Source organism: Pseudomonas oryzihabitans (assembly GCF_001518815.1).
Taxonomy (GTDB): Bacteria; Pseudomonadota; Gammaproteobacteria; order Pseudomonadales; family Pseudomonadaceae; genus Chryseomonas; species Chryseomonas oryzihabitans_E.
This window is the reverse complement of sequence record NZ_CP013987.1, coordinates 3,804,311-3,830,532: the sequence shown is the minus strand read 5'-3', so window position 1 is coordinate 3,830,532 and position 26,222 is coordinate 3,804,311. Positions and strand designations below refer to the sequence as shown.

General features: G+C 66.1%; 25 protein-coding genes. 16 read left to right on the top strand and 9 right to left on the bottom strand.

The genetic code is table 11. The features are described 5' to 3' along the window. The first annotated feature begins 24 nt into the window (after positions 1–24). Both thiC and cytX read left to right on the top strand, forming a co-directional pair. Positions 25–1,902 carry a phosphomethylpyrimidine synthase ThiC gene (thiC, locus tag APT59_RS17475; RefSeq protein WP_059316019.1) on the top strand — a complete coding sequence of 626 codons (1,878 nt, stop codon included), beginning with the start codon at positions 25–27 and terminating at the stop codon, positions 1,900–1,902. 446 nt (positions 1,903–2,348) lie between these two features. Continuing rightward, positions 2,349–3,611: a putative hydroxymethylpyrimidine transporter CytX gene (cytX, locus tag APT59_RS17470; protein WP_059316018.1), complete on the top strand. Its 1,263-nt coding sequence runs from the start codon at positions 2,349–2,351 to the stop codon at positions 3,609–3,611. Positions 3,612–3,910: 299 nt separating this feature from the next. Here the strand turns inward: cytX and APT59_RS17465 are convergent, their stop codons facing one another. Continuing rightward, positions 3,911–4,660 carry an RsiV family protein gene (locus APT59_RS17465; RefSeq protein ID WP_059316017.1) on the bottom strand — a complete coding sequence of 250 codons (750 nt, stop codon included), beginning with the start codon at positions 4,658–4,660 and terminating at the stop codon, positions 3,911–3,913. Between the two features lie 198 nt (positions 4,661–4,858). Here APT59_RS17465 and APT59_RS17460 point away from each other — a divergent pair, with 198 nt between their 5' ends. The 8 genes from APT59_RS17460 (at position 4,859) to APT59_RS17425 (ending at position 13,335) form a co-directional block, all read left to right on the top strand. Continuing rightward, complete coding sequence (locus APT59_RS17460) at positions 4,859–5,479, top strand: NUDIX domain-containing protein (RefSeq protein ID WP_059316016.1); 621 nt, start codon at positions 4,859–4,861, stop codon at positions 5,477–5,479. Further along, on the top strand, positions 5,470–5,925 hold the full coding sequence (locus APT59_RS17455; protein WP_059316015.1) for a DUF1249 domain-containing protein: 456 nt from the start codon (positions 5,470–5,472) through the stop codon (positions 5,923–5,925). Before APT59_RS17460 ends, APT59_RS17455 begins: the two co-directional genes overlap by 10 nt. 139 nt (positions 5,926–6,064) lie before the next feature. Then, on the top strand, positions 6,065–6,871 hold the full coding sequence (gene cpdA, locus APT59_RS17450) for a 3',5'-cyclic-AMP phosphodiesterase (RefSeq protein WP_059316014.1): 807 nt from the start codon (positions 6,065–6,067) through the stop codon (positions 6,869–6,871). Between the two features lie 81 nt (positions 6,872–6,952). Next, the gene (locus APT59_RS17445; RefSeq protein ID WP_217266000.1) at positions 6,953–7,564 is read left to right on the top strand and encodes a YqiA/YcfP family alpha/beta fold hydrolase; all 612 of its coding nucleotides are present in this window, start codon (positions 6,953–6,955) and stop codon (positions 7,562–7,564) included. A gap of 7 nt (positions 7,565–7,571) precedes the next feature. Then, on the top strand, positions 7,572–9,470 hold the full coding sequence (parE, locus tag APT59_RS17440; RefSeq protein WP_059316012.1) for a DNA topoisomerase IV subunit B: 1,899 nt from the start codon (positions 7,572–7,574) through the stop codon (positions 9,468–9,470). Between the two features lie 140 nt (positions 9,471–9,610). Then, positions 9,611–11,863 (top strand): DNA topoisomerase IV subunit A, encoded by a 2,253-nt coding sequence (parC, locus tag APT59_RS17435; RefSeq protein ID WP_059316011.1) that lies wholly within the window; start codon positions 9,611–9,613, stop codon positions 11,861–11,863. 85 nt (positions 11,864–11,948) lie between these two features. Then, positions 11,949–12,656, top strand: coding sequence for a PqiC family protein (locus APT59_RS17430; RefSeq protein ID WP_059316010.1), 708 nt, complete (start codon positions 11,949–11,951; stop codon positions 12,654–12,656). Positions 12,657–12,744: 88 nt separating this feature from the next. Continuing rightward, positions 12,745–13,335, top strand: coding sequence for an LON peptidase substrate-binding domain-containing protein (locus APT59_RS17425; RefSeq protein ID WP_059316009.1), 591 nt, complete (start codon positions 12,745–12,747; stop codon positions 13,333–13,335). Positions 13,336–13,637: 302 nt separating this feature from the next. Here the strand turns inward: APT59_RS17425 and APT59_RS17420 are convergent, their stop codons facing one another. Further along, positions 13,638–14,177, bottom strand: coding sequence for a type 1 glutamine amidotransferase domain-containing protein (locus APT59_RS17420; protein ID WP_059316008.1), 540 nt, complete (start codon positions 14,175–14,177; stop codon positions 13,638–13,640). A gap of 220 nt (positions 14,178–14,397) precedes the next feature. Here APT59_RS17420 and APT59_RS17415 point away from each other — a divergent pair, with 220 nt between their 5' ends. The 3 genes from APT59_RS17415 to APT59_RS17405 are packed head-to-tail and all read left to right on the top strand — an operon-like array spanning position 14,398 to position 16,432. Continuing rightward, a complete protein-coding gene (locus tag APT59_RS17415; protein ID WP_167348588.1) occupies positions 14,398–15,222 on the top strand; it encodes an HDOD domain-containing protein in 825 nt (274 codons plus the stop codon). A gap of 26 nt (positions 15,223–15,248) precedes the next feature. Then, the gene (gene mutM / locus APT59_RS17410; RefSeq protein ID WP_059316006.1) at positions 15,249–16,061 is read left to right on the top strand and encodes a bifunctional DNA-formamidopyrimidine glycosylase/DNA-(apurinic or apyrimidinic site) lyase; all 813 of its coding nucleotides are present in this window, start codon (positions 15,249–15,251) and stop codon (positions 16,059–16,061) included. Then, entirely contained in the window at positions 16,058–16,432 is a 375-nt protein-coding gene (locus tag APT59_RS17405; protein WP_059316005.1) for a c-type cytochrome, read from the top strand. Before mutM ends, APT59_RS17405 begins: the two co-directional genes overlap by 4 nt. A 97-nt stretch (positions 16,433–16,529) precedes the next feature. Here APT59_RS17405 and APT59_RS17400 read toward each other — a convergent pair whose 3' ends face one another. Genes APT59_RS17400 through APT59_RS17385 form a run of 4 tightly spaced genes read right to left on the bottom strand, consistent with a single transcriptional unit; the run spans position 16,530 to position 21,264 of the window. Beyond that, a complete protein-coding gene (locus APT59_RS17400) occupies positions 16,530–18,056 on the bottom strand; it encodes a DHA2 family efflux MFS transporter permease subunit (RefSeq protein WP_059316004.1) in 1,527 nt (508 codons plus the stop codon). A gap of 51 nt (positions 18,057–18,107) precedes the next feature. Beyond that, positions 18,108–19,319, bottom strand: a complete 1,212-nt coding sequence (locus APT59_RS17395; protein WP_059316003.1) for an efflux RND transporter periplasmic adaptor subunit — start codon at positions 19,317–19,319, stop codon at positions 18,108–18,110. A 16-nt stretch (positions 19,320–19,335) separates the two neighbouring features. After that, the gene (locus APT59_RS17390) at positions 19,336–20,790 is read right to left on the bottom strand and encodes an efflux transporter outer membrane subunit (protein WP_059316002.1); all 1,455 of its coding nucleotides are present in this window, start codon (positions 20,788–20,790) and stop codon (positions 19,336–19,338) included. A 3-nt stretch (positions 20,791–20,793) separates the two neighbouring features. Then, positions 20,794–21,264: a MarR family transcriptional regulator gene (locus APT59_RS17385; RefSeq protein WP_059316001.1), complete on the bottom strand. Its 471-nt coding sequence runs from the start codon at positions 21,262–21,264 to the stop codon at positions 20,794–20,796. A gap of 182 nt (positions 21,265–21,446) precedes the next feature. Between APT59_RS17385 and APT59_RS17380 the strand changes: the two genes are divergently transcribed. Next, positions 21,447–22,385, top strand: coding sequence for an alpha/beta hydrolase (locus APT59_RS17380; RefSeq protein WP_059316000.1), 939 nt, complete (start codon positions 21,447–21,449; stop codon positions 22,383–22,385). A gap of 6 nt (positions 22,386–22,391) precedes the next feature. Here the strand turns inward: APT59_RS17380 and APT59_RS17375 are convergent, their stop codons facing one another. Then, the gene (locus APT59_RS17375) at positions 22,392–23,129 is read right to left on the bottom strand and encodes a DUF2059 domain-containing protein (protein ID WP_059315999.1); all 738 of its coding nucleotides are present in this window, start codon (positions 23,127–23,129) and stop codon (positions 22,392–22,394) included. Between the two features lie 178 nt (positions 23,130–23,307). Between APT59_RS17375 and APT59_RS17370 the strand changes: the two genes are divergently transcribed. Both APT59_RS17370 and APT59_RS17365 read left to right on the top strand, forming a co-directional pair. After that, on the top strand, positions 23,308–23,940 hold the full coding sequence (locus APT59_RS17370; RefSeq protein WP_059315998.1) for a 2OG-Fe(II) oxygenase: 633 nt from the start codon (positions 23,308–23,310) through the stop codon (positions 23,938–23,940). Positions 23,941–23,972: 32 nt separating this feature from the next. Continuing rightward, a complete protein-coding gene (locus tag APT59_RS17365) occupies positions 23,973–24,467 on the top strand; it encodes a DUF523 domain-containing protein (protein ID WP_059315997.1) in 495 nt (164 codons plus the stop codon). Here APT59_RS17365 and APT59_RS17360 read toward each other — a convergent pair. Then, complete coding sequence (locus tag APT59_RS17360) at positions 24,464–24,664, bottom strand: hypothetical protein (RefSeq protein ID WP_059315996.1); 201 nt, start codon at positions 24,662–24,664, stop codon at positions 24,464–24,466. The two genes, APT59_RS17365 and APT59_RS17360, sit on opposite strands and share 4 nt — an antisense overlap. 121 nt (positions 24,665–24,785) lie before the next feature. After that, positions 24,786–26,144, bottom strand: coding sequence for a nucleobase:cation symporter-2 family protein (locus APT59_RS17355; RefSeq protein WP_059315995.1), 1,359 nt, complete (start codon positions 26,142–26,144; stop codon positions 24,786–24,788). Between the last annotated feature and the right edge of the window lie 78 nt (positions 26,145–26,222).

The following is a 26,222-nucleotide window of genomic DNA, read 5'->3' as shown; positions in this document are numbered from 1 at the left end:
AACGCGCCCACCAGGAGAGCCTCGATGAACAAGCAGAACAACGTCACCGACTTTACCCGCGTCGACCGCCAGTCCACCCAGCCGTTGCCCAATTCGCGCAAGGTCTATCTGACTGGCTCGCGTCCCGACATTCGCGTGCCGGTGCGGGAAATCTCCCTCGCCGATACCCCTACCGCGTTCGGCGGTGAAAAGAACGCCCCGGTGTTCGTCTATGACACCTCCGGTCCCTACACCGACCCGGCCGCCCGCATCGACCTGCGCAAGGGCCTGCCGGACGTGCGTTCACGCTGGATCGAAGAGCGCGGTGACACCGAACTGCTGGCCGGCCTCTCCTCCGAATTCGGCCAGGCGCGGCTCGCCGATCCGAGTCTCACCGCCCTGAGATTCGACCTGGCGCGCCAGCCGCGTCGAGCCAAGGCCGGGCGCAACGTCTCCCAGATGCACTATGCCCGCCAGGGCATCGTCACGCCGGAGATGGAATACATCGCCATCCGCGAGAACATGAAGCTGCAGGAGGCCCGCGCCGCTGGCCTGCTCGGCAACCAGCACCGCGGCCAGAGCTTCGGTGCCAGCATTCCCCAGGAGATCACGCCGGAGTTCGTCCGCGACGAGGTGGCCCGCGGCCGCGCCATCATCCCGGCCAACATCAACCACCTGGAGCTGGAGCCGATGATCATCGGCCGCAACTTCCTGGTGAAGATCAACGGCAATATCGGCAACAGCGCCCTGGGCTCTTCCATCGAGGAAGAGGTCGAGAAGCTGACCTGGGGCATCCGCTGGGGCGCCGACACCGTGATGGACCTGTCCACCGGCAAGCACATCCACGAGACCCGCGAGTGGATCATCCGCAACTCGCCGGTCCCCATCGGTACCGTGCCCATCTACCAGGCTCTGGAAAAGGTCGATGGCGTCGCCGAAGAACTGACCTGGGAGCTGTTCCGCGACACCCTCATCGAGCAGGCGGAGCAGGGCGTGGACTACTTCACCATCCATGCCGGGGTGCGCCTGCACTACGTGCCCCTGACCGCCAAGCGCGTCACCGGCATCGTCTCCCGCGGCGGCTCCATCATGGCCAAGTGGTGCCTGGCGCATCACAAGGAAAACTTCCTCTACACCCACTTCGAAGACATCTGCGAGATCATGCAGGCCTACGACGTGAGCTTCTCCCTGGGTGACGGCCTGCGTCCGGGCTCCATCGCCGATGCCAACGACGCCGCCCAGTTCGGCGAGCTGGAAACCCTCGGCGAGCTGACCAAGATCGCCTGGAAGCACGACGTCCAGACCATGATCGAAGGCCCGGGCCACGTGCCCATGCAGCTGATCAAGGAGAACATGGACAAGCAGCTGGAGTGCTGCGACGAGGCGCCGTTCTACACCCTCGGCCCCCTGACCACCGACATCGCCCCTGGCTACGACCACATCACCAGCGGCATCGGCGCCGCCATGATCGGCTGGTTCGGCTGCGCCATGCTCTGCTACGTGACGCCCAAGGAGCACCTGGGCCTGCCCAACAAGGACGACGTCAAGACCGGCATCATCACCTACAAGATCGCCGCCCATGCCGCGGACCTGGCCAAGGGGCATCCCGGCGCCCAGATCCGCGACAACGCACTAAGCAAGGCGCGCTTCGAATTTCGCTGGGAAGACCAATTCAACCTGGGCCTGGACCCGGACACGGCGCGTGCCTTCCACGACGAGACCCTGCCCAAGGACTCGGCCAAGGTGGCGCACTTCTGCTCCATGTGCGGCCCCAAGTTCTGCTCCATGAAGATCACCCAGGAGGTCCGCGACTACGCCAAGGAGAACGGCCTGACCGACGAGCAGAAGGCCATCGAGGCCGGCTTCCAGGAACAGGCGGCGCGCTTCAAGGACGAAGGAGGGGTGATCTACAAGCAGGTCTGACAACCGTAGGTTGGCGCTGAGCGTAGCGAAGCCCAACGTTGTCCAGGTCGACCTCGTACCGTTGGGCTTCGACGATAGAGCCGTCTCAACCCAACCTACGTCTGTCAGGCCAGCACCCTGGTTGCGTAGGTTGGCGCTGAGCGTAGCGAAGCCCAACGATGCCCAGGTCACCCTGCAACGTTGGGCTTCGACGATAGAGCCGTCTCAGCCCAACCTACGGTTCCAAACAAACCACCGTAGGTTGGCGCTGAGCGTAGCGAAGCCCAACGTTGTCCAGGTCACCCTGCAACGTTGGGCTTCGACGATAACGCCGTCTCAGCCCAACCTGTGTCTGCAGGCCAGCACGCCGTTTCCGTAGGTTGGTGCTGAGCGCAGCGAAGCCCAACAATGCCCAGCGTCACCCAACGACGTTGGGCGTCCTCAACCCCTTGCTCACGAGACCTATCATGGCCCAGGCCCCCGGCCTCTACACCCCCACCGTCCCCGTCCCGGCGGACCGTCGCATCCTTGGCGGGCGCGACCTCTTCACCCTCTGGTTCTCCCTCGGCATCGGCCTCATGGTGGCCCAGGCCGGCGCGCTGCTGGCACCCGGTCTCGGCCTGGCCGACGGCCTGCTGGTGCTGGTGCTGGGCACCGGGGTCGGGGTGCTGCTGCTGGCGGCCGCCGGCCTGGTGGGCAGCGATACCGGCCTGGCCGGCATGACCGCCTTGGGCCAGAGCCTCGGCCAGCGCGGTGCCCTGCTGCCGGCGGTGCTCAACATCACCCAGCTGATCGGCTGGGGCGCCTTCGAACTGGTGGTGATGCGCGAGGCGGCCAGCGTGCTGCTGGGCAGCTGGGGTCTGCAGGACTGGGCCTCGCCGGTGCTCTGGACCCTGGTCTTCGGCGCCCTGGCCACGGCGCTGGCAGTGGCCGGTCCGCTGACCTTCGTGCGGCGTTTCCTCAGCCGCTGGGGTATCTGGCTGCTGCTGGGCGCCTGCGGATGGCTGACCTTGGACCTGTTCCTGCGCGCCGACCTGGCCGCGCTCTGGCAGCGCCCGGGCGATGGCTCCCTGACCCAGGCCCTCGGCTTCGATCTGGTGGTGGCCATGCCGCTGTCCTGGCTGCCGGTGATCGCCGACTACACCCGTTTCGCCCGCACCGGACGCAGCGCCGGGCGGGGCGTCATGCTGGGCTATTTCTGCGGCAACCTCTGGCTGATGGGCCTGGGCTTCGCCTACACCCTGGCCTTCGCCAGCGGTGGTGAAGCCGACGCCTTGCTGCGCGCCCTGGCCGTGGCCGGCCTGGGGCTGCCACTGCTGCTGATCCTGCTGGATGAGTCGGAAAACGCCTTTGCCGCCTATCATTCGGCAGCGGTGGCGACGGGGTTCCTGGCCCAGGTCAAGATCTGGCAGCTGACCCTGGCCATCGGCATCCTCTGCACCCTGCTGGCGCTGCTGGTCCCCCTGGCGCAGTACGAGCACTTCCTGCTGCTGATCGGCTCGGTGTTCGCGCCGCTGTTCGGCGTGGTGCTGGTGGACCATTTCCTGCTGCGCCGCCGCAAGGCTCCGCAGCGGGTGCGGGCACTGCGCCTGGAGTCCCTGGTCGCCTGGGCCCTCGGCGTGGCCGTCTACCACCTGCTGCCAACGCTGCTCCCGGCCTGGGGCGCGACCCTGCCAGCCATCGTGTTGGCCGGTACCGCACAGGCGCTGTTGGGGTTGAAGCGGACGTAAACCGAGCGGTTGGGCTTCGCTGCACTCAGCCCAACCTCCGCTGGAAGCTTATCCCGAATGCCGAATCACTCCCTCCCCCGCATGCGGGGGAGGGTTGGGGTGGGGGCCAGGTTGATCGGCGCGCGTGGATGAAGCTGTGCCGTCATCCACCCTGAGCTCCGTATCGGCGGACCACCATGGTCGCGATCAACCTGGGCGCAGGTCACCCGTTCGTCAAGGCGCGGCCATGGGCCGCTCCTACAGGCAAGCCTTAAACCGAGTAGGGTGGAAAACCGTATAGCGTTTTCCACGCGCCAAACTTACGGCTGCCGTGCCTTGCCCCGCCCCGGGAAATACTCACCCTTGAGGATGCCGTTGAGCTTGGGATAGGGGATCTTCAGCTCCGGATGGCCCATGGCGTAGGGCGCGATGCTGCCGATGTCGTACTTGAGCGTCAGGGCGCCGAAGTCCAGGGCCACGTTGTTGGTCTTGAGGAAGGGCCATTGCTGGCGGAACTCGGCATCGCCGACGCCGTTGCTGACCATCCAGGCCTCGCGTGACAGCTGCGCCAGCCGCCAGAATTCGCCTTCCTGCCCGGGAACCAGCATGTCGCCCAGGCTGATCTGCCGATCGAGGTGGCGATCCCAGGTGACGAAGTCGCGCCCGGCCAGGCCATGGGCGCCGCCATTGGCCAGATAGCTGGAGAACTCGATGATCACCAGGCCGTCATGCTGTTCGCGCACCTTGGCCTGCAGATAGCTGCTCCAGCGTGGCTGGGCCTGGCTGAGGAAGTCCCGCTCATAATTCGCGAGCGAAGTGGGAATGGGTGCCCCCGGCTCGGCCCGTGCCAGGCCCAGCAGGTGACGCTGCACCAGGGCGTCCAGCGCCGGTTCGCCGAATTCCACGTAGTCGATGTTGATCAGCGGGCATTCTTCGCCCTGGCAACCGGCGGGGCGATGCTCCCAGGCCTGGTGGCGGGGCGTGAGCGGTTTGTCCAGGTTGGGGCCGAAGACGCTTTGGCAACCACCGAGCAGCAGGCCGGCGAGCAGGAGGAGCGGGCGGATACGCATGGGATTCCTTGTCGTTGAAACCTTCGTTGAAGCGGAGTGCGACGGCTTTCGAACCCGTCTGGACCCATAAGTTTGCCAGGCCCGGGCAGAGGTTTCCTGGCTTGTTGCCCGTTTCGCGACTTGTCTCCTCAGGGGCTGCACGAGCGCAGGCGGCACGCTAGGATGATCTGATGACCTTTTACCAGCGCTGGAGCGCCCATGAACGAAGCCAACGAATCCCAGGTGCCTGCCGTCGAGATCCTGAGTCGCGAGATCTGCTTCCAGGGCTTCTACCGCATGGCCCGTTTCCGGCTGCGCCACCGGCAGTTCTCCGGTGACCTCGGCCCTGAACTGGAGCGCGAGGTCTTCGTGCGTCCGGATGCCGTCTGCGTGCTGCCCTACGATGCGGTGCGCGACGAGGTGGTGCTGATCGAGCAGTTTCGCGTCGGCGTCATGGAAAAGACCGCTCATCCCTGGCTGCTTGAGCCGGTGGCGGGCTTGGTGGACAAGCAGGGCGAGGCCGTCGAGGCGGTCGCTCATCGGGAAGCCGAGGAAGAAGCCGGGCTGACCTTGCAATCGCTCTGGCCCATCTCCACCTACTTCCCCTCGCCCGGCGGCAGTGACGAACAGGTCTATCTCTACCTAGGTCGCTGCAGCACCGCGGACGCCGGTGGCGTCCATGGTCTGGAGGAGGAGGGCGAGGACATTCGCGTCCATGTCTGGTCGCTGGACGAGGCACTGGCCGGGGTTCGCGACGGTCGAATCAATAACGCAGCGGCAATCATCGCCCTGCAATGGTTGGCGCTCAATCGCGCCGAGGTACGGGGGTTATGGGGCTGAAACTGCGAGATCGCTATCGAGTTGACCTGCCGGGCCTGCAGGCCACGTGCGAGGCCAACTACGTGCGGCTGATGCGGCTTCTGCCCAAGATGCGCGAAGCCATGGTTTCGCGTCGCGTCATGCTGTCACAAGGCGAGCGCCCGCTGGGGGTGCTCGCGCTGGAGGTCACCGAGGCCTGTCCCTACACGACGGCACTGCGGGTCCGCCAGGAGCTGGGGCTGCCCTGGCTGCCGGTTCCTGAACTGGAGGTGCGGGTCTATCACGATGCGCGGATGGCGGAAGTGGTGTCGGCGGGGGCCTCCCGGCACCTGCTCGGGCGCTATCCCTATCCCAACCAGGCGATGCATCAGCCTGACGAAAAGAACCAGCTCAATCTGTTTCTCGGCGAATGGCTGAGTCACTGCCTGGCCTGTGGCCATGAAGCTGAACCGATCCTGCAGCGATGAGCACCAGAGCGCAACGCTGACAGCTGCGGCTTCCCTCGCGCCGTTCAAGCTGCGAAAATGTGAAGCATGCACGCAAGTTCTCGGGAACTTTTCTGCACCCTGCCTGCGCTCGTTGTCCCCTTATGCCTAGGAGGCTTTGGTGAGTTTGCCGGATAGTGTCAACGCTCCTCTCGTTGTCCAGCTGACCGATAGTCATCTGTTTGCCCGTGCCAATGGACGGTTGCTGGGTATCGACACGGCAGCCAGCCTGCAACAGGTGGTCGCTCAGGTGGTACAGGAGCAGCCACGCATCGATCTGTTGCTGGCCAGCGGTGACCTCTCCCAGGACGGCTCGGTAGCCTCCTATCAGCGGTTCTGCGAACTGACCGAACCCCTCGCTGCGCCGATGCGCTGGCTGGCCGGCAATCACGACGAAAACGCGCCCATGGCCAAGGCCTGTGGCGACCGCGATTTTCTGGACACCGTCACCGATCTTGGTGCCTGGCGCCTCATCCTGCTCGACAGCACCGTGCGCGGCTGCGTCTTCGGCGAGCTGGAGCAGGCACAGCTGGCTACCCTGGACGAGGCTTTGAGCGCGGCGCCCGAGCGTCCGGCGCTGATCTGCCTGCACCATCACCCGGTGCCGGTAGGCTGTGGCTGGATGGAACCTCTGGGCCTGAACCGGCCGGACGAGCTGTTTGCCGTGCTGGATCGTCACCCACAGGTCAAGGTGGTGCTCTGGGGGCATATCCACCAGGAATTCGATCAGCTGCGCAATGGCGTGCGGCTGCTGGCCTCGCCGTCCACCGGCCTGCAATTCGAACCGGGCAGCCAGGAGTTCAAGGCGGGCGACCAGGCCCCTGGCTATCGCTGGTTGCGCCTGCTGCCCGACGGCGAGCTGGAGACCGGTGTCTCGCGTCTGCAACAGCATGCCTTCACCGTGGATCACAGCGCGGCAGGCTACTAGGTCTGACGCCGGTCGGCTGCCTTGGTCGCGGAGGTCGAAACCGGGTACTCTTTGCCTGTATTTTTATCCAGTAGGAGCGGCCTGATGCCGTCGATCCTCTATATCCATGGTTTCAACAGCTCGCCCGCGTCCTTGAAGGCCCGGCAGCTGACTGCCTGCATGACCCACCTTGGCCTGGCGGACCACCTGCGCGCCCCGGCGCTGCCCAACGATGCCGGTGCTGCCTTCGCGCTGTTGGAGCGCGAACTGGCGGAGCTGGACGCCCCCTTGCTGGTCGGCAGCTCCCTGGGCGGCTACTATGCCACCGTCCTGGCCGAGCGCCATGGGCTCAAGGCCGTGCTGATCAACCCGGCAGTCCGGCCCTGGCGCTTCATGGAGCATTATCTCGGCCCCCAACGCAATCACCATACCGGCGAGACCTGGACCCTCACCGAGGCCCACGTCGAAGCCCTGAGCGCGCAGGAAGTCGCAGCGCCGGCAGATCCCGGGCGCTTTCACGTCTGGCTGCAAACCGGTGACGAGACCCTCGACTACCGGGATGCCGAACGCTACTACGGCGCCTGCACCCTGCGCATCGAACAGGGTGGCGACCACGGCTTCCAGGGCTTCCACCGCCAGCTGCCGCTGCTGCTCGAGCTGGCCGGCTTCGACCCGGCGCTCTGGCGCGAGCTGGATTTCAACACCTTCGAATAGAGACCCCATGGCCACGCAGAACGCCTATAACGCCGACGCCATCGAAGTCCTCTCCGGACTCGATCCGGTGCGCAAGCGCCCTGGCATGTACACCGACACCTCCCGGCCCAACCACCTGGCCCAGGAAGTCATCGACAACAGCGTGGACGAGGCCCTGGCTGGTCACGCGCGCCAGGTGCAGGTGATCCTGCACGCCGACAACTCCCTCGAAGTGATCGACGACGGTCGCGGCATGCCGGTGGACATTCACCCGGAAGAGGGCGTTTCCGGTGTCGAGCTGATCCTCACCAAGCTGCACGCCGGCGGCAAGTTCTCCAACAAGAACTACCAGTTCTCCGGCGGCCTGCACGGTGTAGGCATTTCCGTGGTGAACGCCCTGTCGACCCGTGTCGAGGTACGCGTCAAGCGTGAGGGCAACGAATACGCCATGGCCTTCGCCGACGGCTTCAAGGCCAGCGAACTGGCCGTGGTCGGTAGCGTTGGCAAGAGAAACACCGGTACCAGCGTGCACTTCTGGCCGGACCCCAAGTACTTCGATGCCCCCAAGTTTTCCGTCAGCCGCCTGAAGCACGTGCTCAAGGCCAAGGCAGTACTCTGCCCGGGCCTGGCCGTAAGCTTCCACGACGAAGCCAGTGGCGAACGCACCGAGTGGCATTATGAGGACGGCCTGAGATCCTACCTGGTGGATACCGTGGGCGACGCCCTGCGGCTACCGGAGGTGCCTTTCCACGGCAGCCTGGCTTCGGCTCGGGAAGCGGTGGACTGGGCACTGTTCTGGCTGCCCGAGGGTGGCGAGTCGGTGCAGGAAAGCTACGTCAACCTGATTCCCACCGCCCAGGGCGGCACCCATGTGAATGGCCTGCGCCAGGGTTTGCTGGATGCCATCCGGGAATTCTGCGAATTCCGCAACCTGCTGCCGCGCGGCCTCAAACTGGCTCCGGAAGATGTCTGGGAGCGCATCGCCTTCGTCCTCTCGATGAAGATGCAGGAGCCGCAATTCTCCGGCCAGACCAAGGAGCGGCTGTCCTCCCGCGAGGCGGCGGCCTTTGTCGCCGGGGTGGTCAAGGACGCGTTCAGCCTCTGGCTCAATGCCCATCCCGAGCTGGGTCAGCAGATCGCCGAGCTGGCCATCAACAACGCCGGCCGCCGCCTCAAGGCGGGCAAGAAGGTCGAGCGCAAGAAGATCACGCAAGGGCCGGCGCTGCCCGGCAAGCTGGCCGACTGCGCCGGCCAGGATCCGATGAGATCCGAGCTGTTCCTGGTGGAGGGCGACTCCGCCGGCGGCAGCGCCAAGCAGGCGCGCAGCAAGGAATTCCAGGCCATCATGCCGCTGCGCGGCAAGATCCTGAACACCTGGGAAGTGGACGGCAGCGAAGTGCTGGGCAGTCAGGAGGTGCACGACATCGCCGTGGCCATCGGCATCGACCCCGGCAGTGCCGACCTGAGCGGACTGAGATACGGCAAGATCTGCATCCTCGCCGATGCCGACTCCGACGGCCTGCACATCGCTACCCTGCTGTGCGCCCTGTTCGTGCAGCACTTCCGCCCGTTGGTGGACGCCGGCCATGTCTATGTAGCCATGCCGCCGCTGTACCGCATCGACCTGGGCAAGGAGGTCCATTACGCCCTCGACGAGGCCGAGCGTGACGGCGTCCTCGATCGCCTGGCGGCGGAGAAGAAGCGCGGCAAGCCCCAGGTCACCCGCTTCAAGGGCCTCGGCGAGATGAATCCGCTGCAGCTGCGCGAGACCACCATGGATCCCAACACCCGCCGCCTGGTGCAGCTGACCCTCGAGGACGTGCCCGGCACCCTCGAGATGATGGACATGCTGCTGGCCAAGAAGAGGTCCGGCGACCGCAAGAGCTGGCTGGAATCCAAGGGCGATCGCGCCGAAGTGCTGCTCTAAATATGTTGGCTGCGCCTATCGCGGTCATGGCGGTTCGCCGCAGCGACCGCTCCTACAGGTGTATCGAGCGCCTGTAGGAGCGGTCCATGACCGCGATGGACCGGGCCCCCCGATCAAAGACGTAACACCAAAGGACTCCCATGAGTGCACCCCTCGACCTGAGCCTGGATGGCGTCGAACGCCGTTCGTTGGCCGACTTCACCGAGCAGGCGTACCTGAACTACTCCATGTACGTCATCATGGACCGCGCCCTGCCGCACATCGGCGACGGTCTCAAGCCGGTCCAGCGCCGCATCATCTATGCCATGAGCGAACTGGGCCTGGATGCCGACGCCAAGCACAAGAAATCCGCCCGTACCGTGGGTGACGTGCTCGGTAAGTACCACCCCCATGGCGACTCGGCCTGCTACGAAGCCATGGTGCTGATGGCCCAGCCGTTCTCCTATCGCTATCCGCTGGTGGACGGCCAGGGCAACTGGGGCGCGCCGGACGATCCCAAGTCCTTTGCCGCCATGCGCTATACCGAGGCGCGGCTGTCGCGCTATTCCGAGGTGCTGCTCAATGAACTGGGGCAGGGCACCGTGGACTGGGTGCCCAACTTCGATGGCACCCTGAACGAACCGGCGGTGCTGCCGGCACGCCTGCCCAACCTGCTGCTCAACGGCACCACCGGCATCGCCGTGGGCATGGCCACCGATATCCCGCCGCACAACCTGCGTGAGGTGGCGGCTGCCTGCGTGCGCCTGCTGGACGATCCCATCGCCGGGATTCCCGAACTCCTCGAGCATGTGCCGGGTCCGGACTTCCCCACCGAAGCCGAGATCATCACGCCACCCGCCGACCTGCGCAAAATCTACGAGACCGGGCGCGGCTCGGTGCGCATGCGTGCCGTCTACCGCCGTGAAGACGGCGACGTGGTCATCACCGCACTGCCGCACCAGGTCTCCGGTTCCAAGGTGCTGGAGCAGATCGCCGCCCAGATGCAGGCCAAGAAGCTGCCCATGGTGGCCGACCTGCGTGACGAGTCGGACCACGAGAACCCGACCCGCATCGTCATCGTGCCGCGCTCCAACCGCATCGATGCCGACGAACTGATGCAGCACCTGTTCGCCACCACCGATCTTGAATCCAGCTACCGGGTCAACCTCAACGTCATCGGCCTGGACGGCAAGCCCCAGGTCAAGGACCTCCGGCAGATCCTCCAGGAGTGGCTGATCTATCGCATCGGCACGGTGCGTCGCCGCCTGCAGTTCCGCCTGGACAAGGTCAACCGCCGCCTGCACCTGCTGGACGGCCTGCTGATCGCCTTTCTCAACCTGGACGAGGTGATCCACATCATCCGTACCGAAGAGCATCCCAGGCAGGCATTGATGGCCCGTTTCGAGCTCTCCGAGGACCAGGCCGACTACATCCTCGAAACCCGCCTGCGCCAGCTGGCGCGGCTGGAAGAGATGAAGATCCGTGGCGAACAGGCCGAGCTGCTCAAGGAGCAGAAGCGCCTGCAGACCCTGCTGGGCAGCGACAAGAAGCTGCGCAATCTGGTCCGCGACGAATTGATCAAGGACGCCGAGACCTACGGCGACGCTCGTCGCTCGCCCATCGTCGTGCGTGCCGAGGCCAAGGCCCTGTCCGAAACCGAACTCATGCCCACCGAGCCGGTGACCGTGGTGCTGTCCGAGAAGGGCTGGGTGCGCCAGGCCAAGGGCCATGACGTCGATCCGACCGGGCTGTCCTACAAGGCCGGCGACGGCTTCAAGGCGGCAGCCCTGGGCCGCTCCAATCAGTTCGCCGTCTTCATCGACTCCACCGGGCGCAGCTATTCGGTCGCGGCTCACTCCCTGCCGTCGGCGCGGGGTCAGGGCGAACCCCTGACCGGACGCCTGACGCCGCCGCCAGGGGCCAGCTTCGAGTGTCTGCTCCTGCCGGACGACAGCAGCCTCTATGTACTGGCCTCGGATGCCGGCTACGGCTTCGTGGTCAAGGGCGAGGACCTGCAGGCCAAGAACAAGGCCGGCAAGGCGCTGATCAGCCTGCCCAACGGTGCCAAGGTGCTGTCTCCGAAGCCGGTGGCCTCCCTGGAGGACACCTCCATCGCGGTGGTCACCAACGAGGGGCGCCTGCTGGTATTCGCTATCACCGAGCTGCCACAGCTGGCCAAGGGCAAGGGCAACAAGCTGATTTCCATCCCTGGCGAGCGGGTGGCCAAGCGTGAGGAATACGTAGTCGATCTGGCCGTGGTCCCGGCCGGCGCGTCCCTCACCCTGCAGGCGGGCAAGCGGCCCTATACCCTCAAGGGCAGCGACCTGGAACATTACCGTGCCGAGCGCGGGCGGCGAGGCAACAAGCTGCCGCGTGGCTTCCAGCGGGTGGACTCGCTGCAGGTGGAAACTTGAGCCGCCTGCGGTCAGCCGCTAGCATAGGCCGGATTTTTTCGACCAGGACTCGCCGGGCCATGGCGCCCGTCGAGAGAGAGCCTCGATGAAACGGATGTGTCTCGCCAGGCTGGCGCTCGTTAGCCTGCTGGCCGGCCTCGGCGGCTGTGCCAGCCTTGGCCCCAGCCACTACTATCAACTCGACGGCGGTAACGCGCGTACGCCCGCGAACAGCGCGCGTGGCCTTGCGGTGTGGATCGAAAACCTGCAACTGGCCGACTACCTGCAGCGTGACGTGCTGCTGGAGCGCCAGCCTGACGGCAGCCTCAAGGCCACTCGCGATCACTGGGCCGGTCCGCTTGACGCCAACGTACGCCAGTTGCTGCAACGCCAGCTCGCCAGCCGCCTGAACAGCGGTCGGGTCGTAGTGGGCGAGCAGCCCGAGGGCTTCGATCCGCAATACCGGGTGGAGCTGGTGGTGACCCGCCTCGACGCCGGGGACCAGGCTCCCGCTGCCCTGGACGCCAGCTGGCAACTACGTGACGGCCAGGGGCGCCTGCTGGACACCGAGGTGGTACACCTGCAAGGGCGTCAGGGCGGTGATCGTGCCGCCCAGGTGCGGGCGCAAGGCGAGTTGCTGCAGCAACTGGCCGCGCGTCTCGCCACGGATCTCACCAAGGTCGCCCAGCGTGGTCGGCGCGACAGCGAGGTCGCACGCAAGGAACCGAAGAAACTCGTGGAAGAGGCCCAGGCCCGGCCAACGTTGCCAGCCGTGGTGCCGATTCGCACCGGCGCCGAGGTCTACCGCTTCTGAGCCGGCAAGGCCCCGCGCGTCGCCGCGCGGGAGCAGCCGACGGCGCTCGACGCTCTATCCAGCAGGACCATCAGGCCTCGGAGGTTTCATGACGCTGCCCCTGTTTCCGCTGAACACCACCCTGTTTCCCGGTTGCCGTCTCGATCTGCAACTGTTCGAAGCCCGCTATCTGGACATGCTCGGCCGCTGCCTCAAGCAGGGCAGCAGCTTTGGCGTGGTAACCATCCTCGAAGGCCGCGAGACCGGTGCCGCGCCGAATCGGCTGGGTGCCTTTGGCTGCGAGGCGCTGATCCGTGACTGGCAGCAACAGAGCAATGGTCTCCTGGGCATTCGCATCGAAGGCGGTCGGCGCTTTCGCCTGTTGAGCCAGGAAGAACAGGCCGATCACCTGGTGGTGGGCGAGGTGGAATGGCTGGCTGAAACCGATCCCCAGCCGCTGCGCGATGCCGACGCCGATCTGATGGCGCTGCTGGCGGCCTTGGCCCAGCATCCCCTGGTGGCCAGTCTGGACATGGGCGGCCAGGTCGCCGACCGTCAGGCGCTGGGCTGCCAGCTGGCCTACCTGTTGCCGTTCGAGGCCCATCTCAAGCTGGATTGGCTGGGCATGAGCGATCAGGGCCAGCGCCTGGCCGCTATCGAACGCCATCTGGTGGATCTGCAGGACGATTTCCAGGCCTGAGAAAGCCTGTCCATGATCCGCTGCGCTGTTGAAAACGCCCCGGCTCAATAGCCTGGGCCGCCCCAGAACACTGCTCAGTTACCTGATGTAAATGCGGGCGCGAGTCCCCTTCGTTTCTTTAGCGTTTTGTAGGGCGGTCTAAACCTGGCTCGCACGGCCGTACCCAGGCTTCCAGGCCAAACGGCGGGCAAAAGAAAGCCCGCCGGGCAGGGCGGGCTAAAAGTGCTTTGGGGGCACTCGATAAGACTCTGGCACTTTGCCATAGTTCCGTCTTATGAGATCAAAGTGCCATTCCCCGGGTATCAGCCTGCGAGCAGCTTGATGAACTCGCGATTGAAGGCTGGAATGTCGTCTGGCTTGCGGCTGCTCACCAGTTGACCGTCGACGATGACCTCCTGGTCCTGCCAGGTGGCGCCAGCGTTCTTGAGGTCGTCGGTCAGCGAGGGCCAGCTGGTCATGGTCTTGCCCTGCACCAGGCCGGCGGAGATCAGCAGCCAGGCGCCATGGCAGATGACGGCCACCGGCTTGCCGGCATCGGCGATCTGCTTGGTCAGCTGCTGAGCCTGGGTGTCGATGCGGATGGTGTCGGCGTTGACCACGCCCCCGGGCAACAGCACGGCGTCATAGTCACCGGCATTGGCCTCAGCGAAGGTAAGGTCCACCGGAAAGCTGTCGGCCGGCTCGGTGCCGTCCCAGCCCTGCACCTGGCCGCTCTCGGCGGAGATGATGTGGGTCTGGGCACCTACCTGTTCCAAGGCCTCTTTTGGGCCGGTGAGCTCGGCCTGCTCGAAGCCGTCGGTGACCAGGATGGCGATTTTCTTGCCGTTCAGGGATGTAGCCATGGTTGCGGATACCTCGATTGGAATTCGGTCGGGCTAGCCTTTTGCCAGCGCTCCTAAATCCGTCTCGCTTTACCCCCCTGAAGTTCCTTCGTCGCGCCCGATGGCATCGGCGGACGGCGCAGAGTAAATTTGCGACATCCATCGCAGAGTAGCCTCCATGTCCCAAGCGTCCCCTCAGCTGACCGAGGAGCAGATCCGTCAGGCTCTGCAAGGCATCAGCATTCCTCCGCAGCCACAGATCATGGTGGATTTGCAGCTCGAACAGCTCATGCCCAGCCCGGATCTCAAGGTCATTTCCCGTCTGATCGGCCAGGACCCGGGGCTGTCGGGCGCCTTGCTCAAGTTGGTGAACTCGCCGTACTTCGGCCTGAGCAATCGCATCACCTCGATCCAGCGGGCGGTCAATCTGCTGGGCAGCCAGTCGGTCATCAACCTGATCAACGCCCAGTCGATCAAGGGGGAGCTCACCGACGAGACCATCGTCATTCTCAACCGCTTCTGGGATACCGCCCAGGATGTAGCCGAGACCTGCCTGAGCCTGGCCAAGAAGACCGGCTATCCGACCCCCGACGAAGCCTATGCCCTGGGTCTGTTCCACAACTGCGGCATCCCGTTGATGCTCAAGCGTTTCCCCAGCTACATGGCGGTACTGGAGGAGGCCTATGCCAGCGTTAACGAGCAGGTACGAGTGGTGGACGTGGAGAACCGCATGTTCAACACCAACCACGCCGTGGTGGGGTATTTCATCTCGCGGTCCTGGCGCCTGCCGGAGCACGTGGGCCAGGCCATCGCCAACCATCACAATGCCCAGTCCGTCTTCGACGAGGACTCGACCACCGACATCCAGATCAAGAATCTGCTGGCGCTGCTGAAGATGGCCGAGCACATCTGCCGCTGCTATCGCGCCCTGGGCGGCCAGGACGAGGATCACGAGTGGCAGGCCATCGCGCCGCGGGTGCTGGATCACGTCGGCCTGTCCGAGTACGACTTCGAGTCGCTCAAGGAGACGATCCTTGAAATGGGCAGTGGCCGGATCAATTACTAAGGCACCTGCAATCGTCCTGGACCTCCATGCCCGAATTACCTGAAGTCGAAACCACTCGCCGGGGCATCGAGCCCCATGTCGTCGGTCAACGCGTGCGCCGGGTCATTGTCCGCGATGGTCGGCTACGCTGGCCCGTCCCCGAAGACCTGGACGTGCGCCTCTCCGGTCAGCGCATCGAGGCCGTGGAGCGGCGTGCCAAGTATCTGCTGATTCGCGCCGAGAGCGGCACCCTGATCGGCCACCTGGGCATGTCCGGCAGCCTGCGCCTGGTGCCGGCGGATCAGCCACCGGCCAAGCACGAGCATGTCGACATCGAGTTGGAGTCCGGGCTGTCGTTGCGCTACACCGATCCGCGCCGTTTCGGTGCGCTGCTCTGGACCCAGGATCCCCATGCCCATGTGCTGCTCAGCAAACTGGGGCCCGAGCCCCTGACCGAGGCCTTCGACGGCGGTCGGCTGTTCGAGCTGTCACGTGGGCGCAGCATGGCGGTCAAGCCCTTCATCATGGACAACGCCGTGGTGGTGGGGGTAGGCAACATCTACGCCGCCGAGGCGCTGTTCGCCGCCGGCATCGACCCCCGCCGGGCGGCCGGCAGCGTTTCCCGAGCGCGCTACGATCGCCTGGCCGAGGAGATCAAGAAGGTGCTGGCGCGTTCCATCGAGAGCGGCGGCACCACCCTGCGCGACTTCATCGGGGGCGACGGGGCGCCGGGCTATTTCAAGCAGGAGCTGTTCGTCTACGGGCGCAAGGGCGAATTCTGCAAGGTCTGTGGGACGGGCCTGCAGGAGATCCGCCTGGGCCAGCGCGCCAGCGTCTATTGCCGGAAATGCCAGCGATGAAGGGCCTGGCTGGGCTGGTCGTGCTGGCATTGCTCGGTAGTGAACTGGCCTGGGCCGACGCCGATAACGGCCGCAATCTCTTCCTGCGGCGCTGCCATAACTGCCATTCGGTAGGGCCGAGCGCTCAATCCGGTTTCGGTCCCCAGCTCAACGACCTCTTCGGTCGCCAGGCCGGTAGCCTCCCGGGCTACCACTACTCCGAGGCCATGCGCCAGGCCGGCTTCGCCTGGGATCGCGAGGCCCTGGCGGCCTTCTTGCGTGATCCCGAGCAGAAGGTGCCGGGCACCAAGATGAGGTTCTGGGGCATCGGCGATGCCGAGGATCTGCGCGATATCGCCGACTATCTGCAGACCCAACACAGCGCACCCTGATCGTCAGCGGGCTGGCGACCGGCTGGGTGGTGGGCAAACTGCGTCGAAACCGTTCAGGGCTCATGGGGCCCTGGCTCGCGAGAGCCAGGGCCGCTGCTCAGTGATCGCCGCCACCGGCGCCCGGCTTGGCCGCGAACGGCGGCTTGGCCAGCCAGATGATCAGGAACAGGCCCATGAAGATCCAGCCAAGCAGGGTGAAGTAGTCCACCGTGGAGAGCATGTAGGCCTGGCTCTCCACCACCTTGTCCAGCTGGGCATAGGCCTGCTGCGACGGACCGCCGAGGGCGTCCAGGTAATGCTGGGTGGCCGGGCTGTAGGCGGTGACGTCCTCGGTCAGCTGGGCATGGTGATGGATGGCGCGGCGCTGCCAGAGCCAGGTGGTCAGGGAGGAGGCGAAGCTGCCGCCCAGGACCCGCAGAAAGGTCGCCAGGCCGCCGCCGTCCGCCAGCTCCGACGGCTTGAGGCTGGACAGCAGGATGCTGGTGGTGGGCATGAAGAACAGCGCCACGCCCAGGCCCATGAAGGTCTGTACCTCGGCGATGTGGCGATAGTCCACCTCGTTGTTGAAGGTGGCGCGCATGAAGCACGACGCCCCGATCACCAGGAAGGAGCCCCCGGCCAGCAGCCGCAGGTCGGTCTTGTGCGCGAACTTGCCCACCAGCGGTGAGAGGATCACCGGCAGGATGCCGATGGGCGCTGCCGCCAGGCCCGCCCACACCGGGGTGTAGCCGAGCTGGGTCTGCAACCACTGGGGCAGCAGCAGGTTGATGCCGAAGAAGCCCGAATAGCCCAGCACCAGCGCCAGGGTGCCGAAGCTGAAGTTGCGATAGCGGAACAGCCGCAGGTTGACGATGGGATGCTTGTCGGTCAGCTCCCAGATCACCAGGGCGGTCAGCGCCACGGCGGAAAAGGCCGCACCGAGGCAGATCAGGTTGGATTCGAACCAGTCCAGGTCGTTGCCCTTGTCCAGCACCACCTGCAACACACCCACGCCCAGCACCAGGAGGATCAGCCCGACGTAGTCGATGGGCTGGTGCACCAGTTTTTCCGGTTTCTTGCCCAGCTGGCTCCAGACCACCAGGGTGGCGAAGATGCCGATGGGGATGTTGATGAAGAAGATCCACGGCCAGCTGTAGTTGTCGGTGATCCAGCCGCCGGCGATGGGCCCGATGATGGGCGCCACCACCGTCACCATGGCCAGGAGCGCCAGGGCCATGCCCCGCTTGGCCGCCGGAAAGATCGCCAGCAGCAGGGTCTGGGCCATGGGGTAGAGCGGGCCGGCGACGAAACCCTGCATGGCGCGGAAGATCACCAGCTCGGGCATCGAGGTGGCGATGCCGCAGAGAAAGGAGGTGATGACGAAGAGCACCACGGCGGCCATGAACAGCTTGACCTCGCCGAAGCGGCGCGCCATCCAGCCAGTCAGCGGCAGGGCGATGGCGTTGCTCACGGCGAAGGCGGTGATGACCCAGGTGCCCTGTTCCGAACTTACCCCGAGGTTGCCGGAGATGGTGGTCAGGGCGACGTTGGCGATGGTGGTGTCGAGCACCTGCATGAAGGTGGCCAGGGAAAGGCCCACCGTGGCGAGGACCAGGCTCGCCGGGCGAAAGGCGTTATCGCTCATGACGGATTACCAGAAGGGGGCGGGGAGGCTCATGACCGAGCCTCCAGGGCCTCAGCGCTTGGCGACGCCCGCGGCGCGTGCCGCCGGACCGTTGTTGTGGACGATCTGTTGGATTAGCTGGTCGGCATCGGCCAACTGGTGATCGTAGACGTCGGTGCTGTAGCGCGGCTGCTTTGGTGTGGTGGTGGGCAGGCGGGCGCCGTCCTGGTCGTGCAGGTCGACATCGACGACGGTCGACAGGCCGATGCGCAGCGGATGCTTGTCCAGGTTGTCGCCTTCCAGGCGGATACGCACTGGCAGTCGCTGGACGATCTTGATCCAGTTACCGGTGGCGTTCTGCGCCGGCAGGAGCGAGAAGGCGCTGCCGGTGCCCACGCCCAGGCTTTCCACCACGCCGCGATAGCGCACGTCGTCGCCATAGAGGTCGGAGTGGATCTCCACCGGCTGGCCGATGCGCATCTCGGCGAGCTGGGTTTCCTTGAAGTTGGCATCGATCCAGATCTGGTCCAGCGGCACCACGGCCATCAAGGCCGCGCCGGGTTGCACGCGGCTGCCGACCTGTACCGAGCGCTTGGCGACATAGCCGCTGACCGGCGCCACCAGGGTGCTGCGGGCATGGTTGAGGTAGGCCTGGCGCAGCTGGGCGGCGGCGGCCTTGACGTCCGGGTGCGAGGCGATCTCGGTGTCGTCCACCAGTGCCTGGTTGGTGTCCAGTTGCTGCTGGGCGGAGGTCAGGGAGCTCTGCGCCGACACCAGGGTGTCGCGGGCGTGGGCCAGTTCTTCCTTGGAGATGGCGCCGCCCTTGGCCAGTTGCTGGCGGCGGGCGTAGTCGGCGCGGGCCCGTTCGACCTCGACGCGCCGGGCGGCCACCTGGGCCTTGTAGCTGTCGACGTTGCTGTACAGGCCGCGCACCTGGCGCACGGTCTTGGCCAGGTTGGCCTCGGCGCTCTGCTGGGCGACGGCGGTGTCGCTGGGATCGAATTCCACCAGCGGCTGGCCCTGGCGGACGTAGTCGCCATCATCCACGGCGATGCGGGTCACGGTGCCAACGACCTGGGGCGTGATCTGCACCAGGTTGCCGTTGACGTAGGCATCGTCGGTATCGGCATGGAAGCGGCCATAGAACAGGTGGTAGCAGTAGACACCCACGCCGGCCAGGATCACCACCAGCAGCAGGAGCAGCAGGAGGAATTTGCGTTTGCCGGAGCGCTGCGGCTTCTGCTCCTGGGCATTGTCGTTGGGGGTTGCGGCGGAATCGGCCATGGTCGGGCTCTCGGTATCAGTGTGTGGCCGCGGCGGCGGGCGCCGGCGGCAGTTTGGACGGTTGGAAGCCGCCACCCAGGGCCTGCATCAGCAGCACGCCGCTGTCGACGCGGTCGGCCTGGAGGCTGGCCAGCTGACGTTCGGTCTGCAGCAGTTGCTGCTCCACGGTCAGGGCATCGATGTAGTTGCCGATGCCGGCGCCATAGCGCTGCATGGCGATGTCGAAGGAGCTCTTGGCGATGTCCCGTGCCCGTTGCTGCTCGACGATCTGCTGGTCCAGCGAGCGCTGGCGAGTGATGGCGTCGGCGATGTCGCCCAGTGCCTGCACCAGGGTCCGGTTGTACTGGGCCACGGCCAAGTCATAGTCGGCATCGCGGCTGGCGAGATCGGCGCGGCGACGACCGGCATCGAAGATCGGCAGCGACAGCGCCGGGCCGACGTTGAAAAAGCGCGCCGGACCGCCGAGCAAGGCGTCGCCGAGGATGGCCTTGCTGCCGGCGGCCACCGTCAGGTCCAGGTTGGGATAGAAGTTGGTCTTGCTGGCGACGATGTCCTTGCTCGCGGCCTCCACCCGCCAGCGGGCGGCGATCAGGTCCGGACGACGCCCGGCCAGCTCGACCGGCAACTGGGCAGGCAGGTTCACCGCGGCGGGGGCGATCAGCTTGGGCCGTGGAATCTCGGCGCCACGGTCTGGCCCCTTGCCCAACAGCACGGCGAGACGGATCTGGGCCGTGCGCACCTGCTGTTCAGCCGCGGTATGGGAGGCCGCCGCGCTGGCTTCCAGGCTCTGGGTCTGCTGCAGCTGGTAGTCGCTGTCGAGGCCGGCGTCCACCCGGCGCTGGGCCAGGTCGAGCATGCCACGGGTACGCTCCAGGTCCTGCTGGGCCACGTCCATATTGGCATAGGCCAGACCCAGCTGGTTGTAGGCGCGGCTGACATCGGCGGCCAGTGTCAGGCGTGCGGCCTGGCGATCCACTTCACCGGCGCGGGCGCGGCCGAGTGCGGCCTCCCAGGCGGCGCGCTGGCCACCCCAGAGGTCGAAGCTATAGCTGCCGCTCACATTGAGTTGGCGCAAGGTGCTGTAACGGTCACCCTGGCCGACCGGATCGTCTGGCCGCGCCAGACGCGAGCGGGTCACGCCCGCATTGGCGTCGATCTGTGGATAGCGATTGGCATCGGCGGCGAGCACCGCGGCATCGGCCTGGCGGCTGCGCGCATCGGCTTCCTGCAGCGAGGGGCTGTCACGCAGGGCCTCGCGGATCAGGTTGTCGAGCTGCGGATCGCCCAGCCGCGTCCACCAGTCGGCGCTCGGCCACTGGACAGGGGAGAGGCGATCGCCGGCAAAGGTGGCGTCGCCCTTGAGGGTGGCCGGATCCACGGCGTGCCCCTGGGTGTTCAGCCCTTCGGACGACACGCAGCCGGCCAGCAGCAGGGCGGCGCAGAGGGCGGTCAATGGCAGGCGAAAGGTCATGGATCAGAGGTCTCCAGAGGGCGCCGGCAACAGGCCGGAGGGGCCGAGCAGTCGGCGTAGCAGGCGTTCGAGGTCATCCAGCTCCTGGCGGTCCAGGCAGTGGGTGAGGTCATTGAGAGCATCCACGCCGATCTGCATGAGTTCACTGCTCAGGGCTTGGCCCTGTTCGGTCAGCTCCAGCCGCACCTGGCGACGATCGCTCAGGCTACGCACGCGGCGCAGCAGGCCCTTGGCTTCCAGGCGATCGAGCATGCGGGTCATGGCGCCGCTGTCGAGCGACAGGCAACGGCTGAGTTCGGCCGGGGTGTCGGTCTGGTCGCGGGCCAGCAGCAGCAGCACCTTGAACTGGGCAGCGGTGATGTCGTAGGGCGCGAGGTGGCTGTCCAGCACGCGATCCTTGTACTGGTTCGCGAGGTGGATCAAATGGCCTACGGAGTTGCGCAGTGGAAAGTTGCTTCGGTCGAAATGTGACATTGCAGTATCTGCCCAGGCAATCAAGCGCATCCAGAATACTGCCTAGGCAGTGAAATATTCAGACACCTTTGCGCAGGGGAGCGTTGCGCATTTTGAAACAATTGGAAAAGTCCTTTGGCGGACCCTTGTCCTGTAGCGGCCCGGACGCCGATCATGGGGGCAACTTCAGTTTGAACCGACCCATGACGCCTGACTTCGATCTAGACCGCCTGCGCCAGGCCTTGGTGCCCCTGCGCCGCGACCTGCCAGCGGATGCCGACCACCAGGGCTATCGCGCCCATTACCGCCTGGCGGATAGCCTGGTACACCCCGGAGTCACTGTGGCGCTGGGCGCCCTGCCAGCGGGCAGCTACCAGCTCGCGGTCCAGGGTTGGTGGCCGCCTGAGCCACGCGGCAGCCTGCTGATGCTGCACGGCTACTACGATCACATGGGTCTCTATGGCCATGTGGTGGACTGGGCCCTGTCACGGCAGCTGGCGGTGCTGGCCTGCGACTTGCCCGGGCATGGATTGTCGAGCGGCGCCCGCGCCAGCATCAACGACTTCGCCGAATACCAGGTCGCCCTGGCCGCGCTGATCGCCGAGGCGCGGCGTCTAGCGTTGCCGCAACCCTGGCACCTGCTGGGCCAGAGCACCGGTGGCGCCATCCTGCTGGACTATCTGCTGAGGGGCGATCCCGCGCCCGAGCTGGGCGAGACGGTGCTGCTGGCACCACTGATCAGGCCCCATGCCTGGCGCCAGGGGCTGTGGACCTATCGGCTGGTAAAGCCCTTCGTGCGTGCCCTGCCACGACGCTTCTCGGTGAATTCCGGCGATCCAGCCTTCCTTGACTTCTTGCAGCAGGACACCTTGCAACCGCGGGAACTGCCGGCTCAGTGGGTAGGCGCCCTGGCGCGCTGGATTCCACAACTGGAAGGCGCGCCGGCCAGCACCCGTAGCCCCCTGGTGATCCAGGGCGAGCAGGACTTCACCGTCGACTGGCGGCACAACCTGGGGGTGCTGGAGGCCAAGTTCGCCCGGCCCGAGGTGCTGCGCCTGCCAGAGGCGCGGCATCATCTGGTCAACGAGACGCCAAGCCTGCGCCAGCGCTACTTCCGCTGGCTGGACGAGCGTCTCGCCTGAACAGCCTTACTGACCGCCGCTACCCAGGCCAGCGCGCAGCGCGGCCACGGCGGCCCGGTAGTAGGCGCTGCCGTTGGGCGAGCTGGCAAAGTCGGCGAACTGGCCGAGTTCGTTGTCGTTCAGGGGGCGGTAGACATAGAGCAGGGTGTTTTCCAAATCACCGGCATTCATCTGCTGGATGAATCGCTGCCGCTGCTGCTCGATCATGCCGCCGGACTGCTGCTGCCCCATCAGCCCAGGCAGCATCGAGCTCAGGCTGTCGGCGGCCAGGCCGGCCAGGGCCACGCTGACCTCGGCGCCGGCTTCACGCACGGGCAGGGCGCTGGCCAGACGCTTGGCGTGGGCGCGACGGGCAGGACTGGCCTGCACCTGGGGCACGCCGTTGGCATTCTTCGCCAGCTGATCGCTGCGCGTGGCGGCGATTTCCGCGGCGACCACCTTGCGCCCTACCGGCGACTGGAAGAACTGCAGCGCGGGGCCGTCGGCAGGCAGGCTTTGACGTAGCGCGGCCAGGGCACGCTGGTCGATGGCCGCGGCGGTATAGCGCTTGTTGCTGTTGTCCACCAGGCTCTGGTAGAGCGCCGGCGGCAGACTGTTCTGATAGCGCTGCTGGGCGGCCTGCAGGGCATCGCGGAAGTGTCCGCGCTGCTCGGGCCAACCCGCGGCCTGATAGAGACTGACCGTATCGTCGGCCAGGGCGGGCAGGCTGATGGCGAAAAGCAGGGAAGCGAACAGAACGCGCATGGACACCTCGGGCAGCGGCGCGGAGCCGAAAAGTCCGCCATTGTCGGCAACCCCAGGCTGGCTGTCGAGGCGCTCACCCCGGGCATTCGTCGCCTGGTCGAGGGAGGCGCGCAGGCGCGGCCGACTTCTCTTACACTCGGCATCCCGCCGGCGTGGCCCGGTTAGCCTGGTTTTCGTGATGGCTCTGCACCCCGAGCATCCCCTGCTGCAACGTATCGTCGACGATCTCGCCGAGCATGGCTGGTCGCGGCAGAGCATCTTCCTGCCCCTGGATCTCACCGCCGAGCTGGCGGCCGAGTGCCGGTTGCGCCATGCCCGCGGCGAGCTGGAGCGCGCCGGCATCGGTCGCGGCGACAGCCCGCTGATCCGCGAAGGGGTCCGTGGCGATCACATCGCCTGGCTGGAGCCGGACGATGCCCATCCGGGCGTGCAGCGCTATCTGCACCTGATGGACACCTTGCGCGAAGCCTTCAATCGCACCCTGTTCCTGGGCCTGGAAGACTACGAGAGCCACTTCGCCCTCTATCCGCCTGGCGCCTTCTATGCCCGGCATCTGGATCGCTTCCGCGACGATGACCGGCGCATGGTCTCCCTGGTGCTCTATCTCAACGATGCCTGGCTGCCGGAGCAGGGCGGTGAGCTACGCCTCTATCTCGACCAGGAGCGTCAGCAGGACGTCCTGCCCCTGGGCGGCAGTCTGGTCTGCTTTCTTTCCGGCCAGTTGCCCCACGAGGTCCTGCCGGCCACTCGCGAACGGCTGTCGCTCACTGGCTGGTTCCGCCGCCGCGGCGAGAATCCGCTGCAGGCTTAGACAGTGGACTGGCATCTGACCAGGAGGGACGCATGGAAAAGATACTGGTGAGTCGTTGCCTGCTGGGGCATCGGGTGCGCTACGACGGTGGCGCCCATGGTCCCTTCGATCTGCTTGGCGTCTGGCAGGAGGAGGGACGCATCGTGCCGCTCTGTCCGGAAGTGGCGGGTGGGCTGCCCACCCCGCGTCCGCCCGCCGAGATCCCCGGCGGCCAGGGTGGCGCCGTGCTGGATGGCCGGCTGCCGGTCGTGACCGACACGGGAGAGGAGGTGACCGCGGCGTTCGTTGCCGGCGCCGAGGCCGCGCTCGAACTGGTCGCGCGTCATGGCATCCGCCTGGCCGTGCTCAAGGCGCGCAGCCCTTCCTGCGGCAATCTGGAAAATTACGATGGCACCTTCAGCGGCACCCGGGTGGCAGGTGAGGGCGTCACGGCAGCTGCCTTGAAACGCGCGGGTGTCGCCGTATTCAACGAGACCGAGCTGGCGGCGGCCCAGCGTTTTCTGGCCGCCCAGGAAGACCCTCGCTAGAGGGTCTCCGGCTGGCGGCCCAGCAGTATCTGGAAGTGCGCCTTCTGCACGAAGCAGCCCTTGGGAAAGCGCCAGCCGACCAGTTCGCCCGGCTGCTTCTCGAGGTTCTGGGCAAAGACGGTGGCGCCCATGGCACGCGCCAAGGCGGCATATTCGCGCAGCGGTACCTTAACGACAGGAACATCCGGGCTGATCATGGGCGCTCTGCTGGGTGGGTCGCCCACGGTCGAAACGACGATCGCGGCGAGTCCACAGGTGACTTGCCCAGGCTATCGGCACCCCTGCGTGGAACTTCAGCCCCCGGATGAAAAAGGCCATCTAGTCGGCGGCCTTGGGCGTTTCTGGCAGGAACCAGTTCATCAGCAGGGCGCACAGGCCACCGGTGGCGACGCCGGATTCCAGCACCGCACGCAGGCCGGCGGGCATATGGGCGAGGAATTCCGGCACCTGGGATATGCCCAGGCCCAGCGCCAGGGATACGGCGATGATCAGCAGCGCGCGGCGGTCCAGTTCGACGCCGGCAAGAATGTTGATCCCCGAGGCGGCGACCGCGCCGAACATCACCATGGCCGCGCCCCCGAGCACTGGCTCGGGCACCGCCTGGATCACCCCGGCCACCGCCGGGAACAGGCCCAGCAGCACCAGGATGGCGGCGATCCACAGCCCGACATGGCGACTGGCGATACCGGTCAGCTGGATCACCCCGTTGTTCTGGGCGAACACCGAGCTGGGAAAGGTGTTGAAGAGTCCGGCCAGCAGCGAGTTGGCGCCGTTGACCAGCACCCCGCCCTTGATCCGGCTCATCCACAGCGGGCCTTCCACCGGTTCGCGCGAGACCTTGCTGGTGGCGGTGATGTCGCCGATGGCCTCCAGCGAGGTCACCAGGTAGATCACCAGCAGCGGCACGAACAGCGACCAGGAAAAGCCCAGGCCGAAGTGCAGTGGCAGGGGAATCTGCACCCAGGCGGCGTCATGCATGCCGGTGAAATTCAGGCGTCCCAGCCAGGCCGCCAGGGCATAGCCCAGCAACAGGGCGACGACGATGGCGCTGCTGCGCAGGCCGCGCAGCGGGATGCGATTGAGCACCACGATGGTGGCCAGCACGGTGCCCGACAGCAGCAGGTTCTCGCCATTGGCGAAGGTGCCGTTGCCCAGGGCCGCGAAGCCGCCGCCCATGCTGATCAGGCCGACCTTGATCAGGGTCAGGCCGATCATCAGCACCACGATGCCGGTCACCAGCGGGGTGATGAGGCGCTTGACGAAGGGCAGCACCCGCGACACGCCCATCTCGACGAAGGAGCCCGCCATGACCACGCCGAAGATGGCCGCCATCACGGCTTCCACCGGGGTACCGTTCTTGACCATCAGGGCGCCACCGGCGATCAGTGGGCCGACGAAGTTGAAGCTGGTGCCCTGGACGATCAGCAGGCCGGCGCCGAATGGCCCGAAGCGCCGACACTGGACGAAGGTGGCGATGCCGGAGATCACCAGCGACATGGAAACGATCAGGTTGGTGTCGCGCGGCGAGACGCCCAGGGCCTGACAGATCAGCAGTCCCGGGGTGACGATGGGCACGATGATCGCCAGCAAGTGCTGGATGGCGGCCAGCAAGGCGGGCAGCGGACGAGGTCGGTCCTGGGGACCATAGAGCAGTTCGGAGCGAGGAGACTGGGACATGGGCGGGTCGTCGCGGAAAAAGCGCCGATCTTACCGGATGCCCGCCCCGGAGCGCAGGATCTTCGGCTAGGGGACACC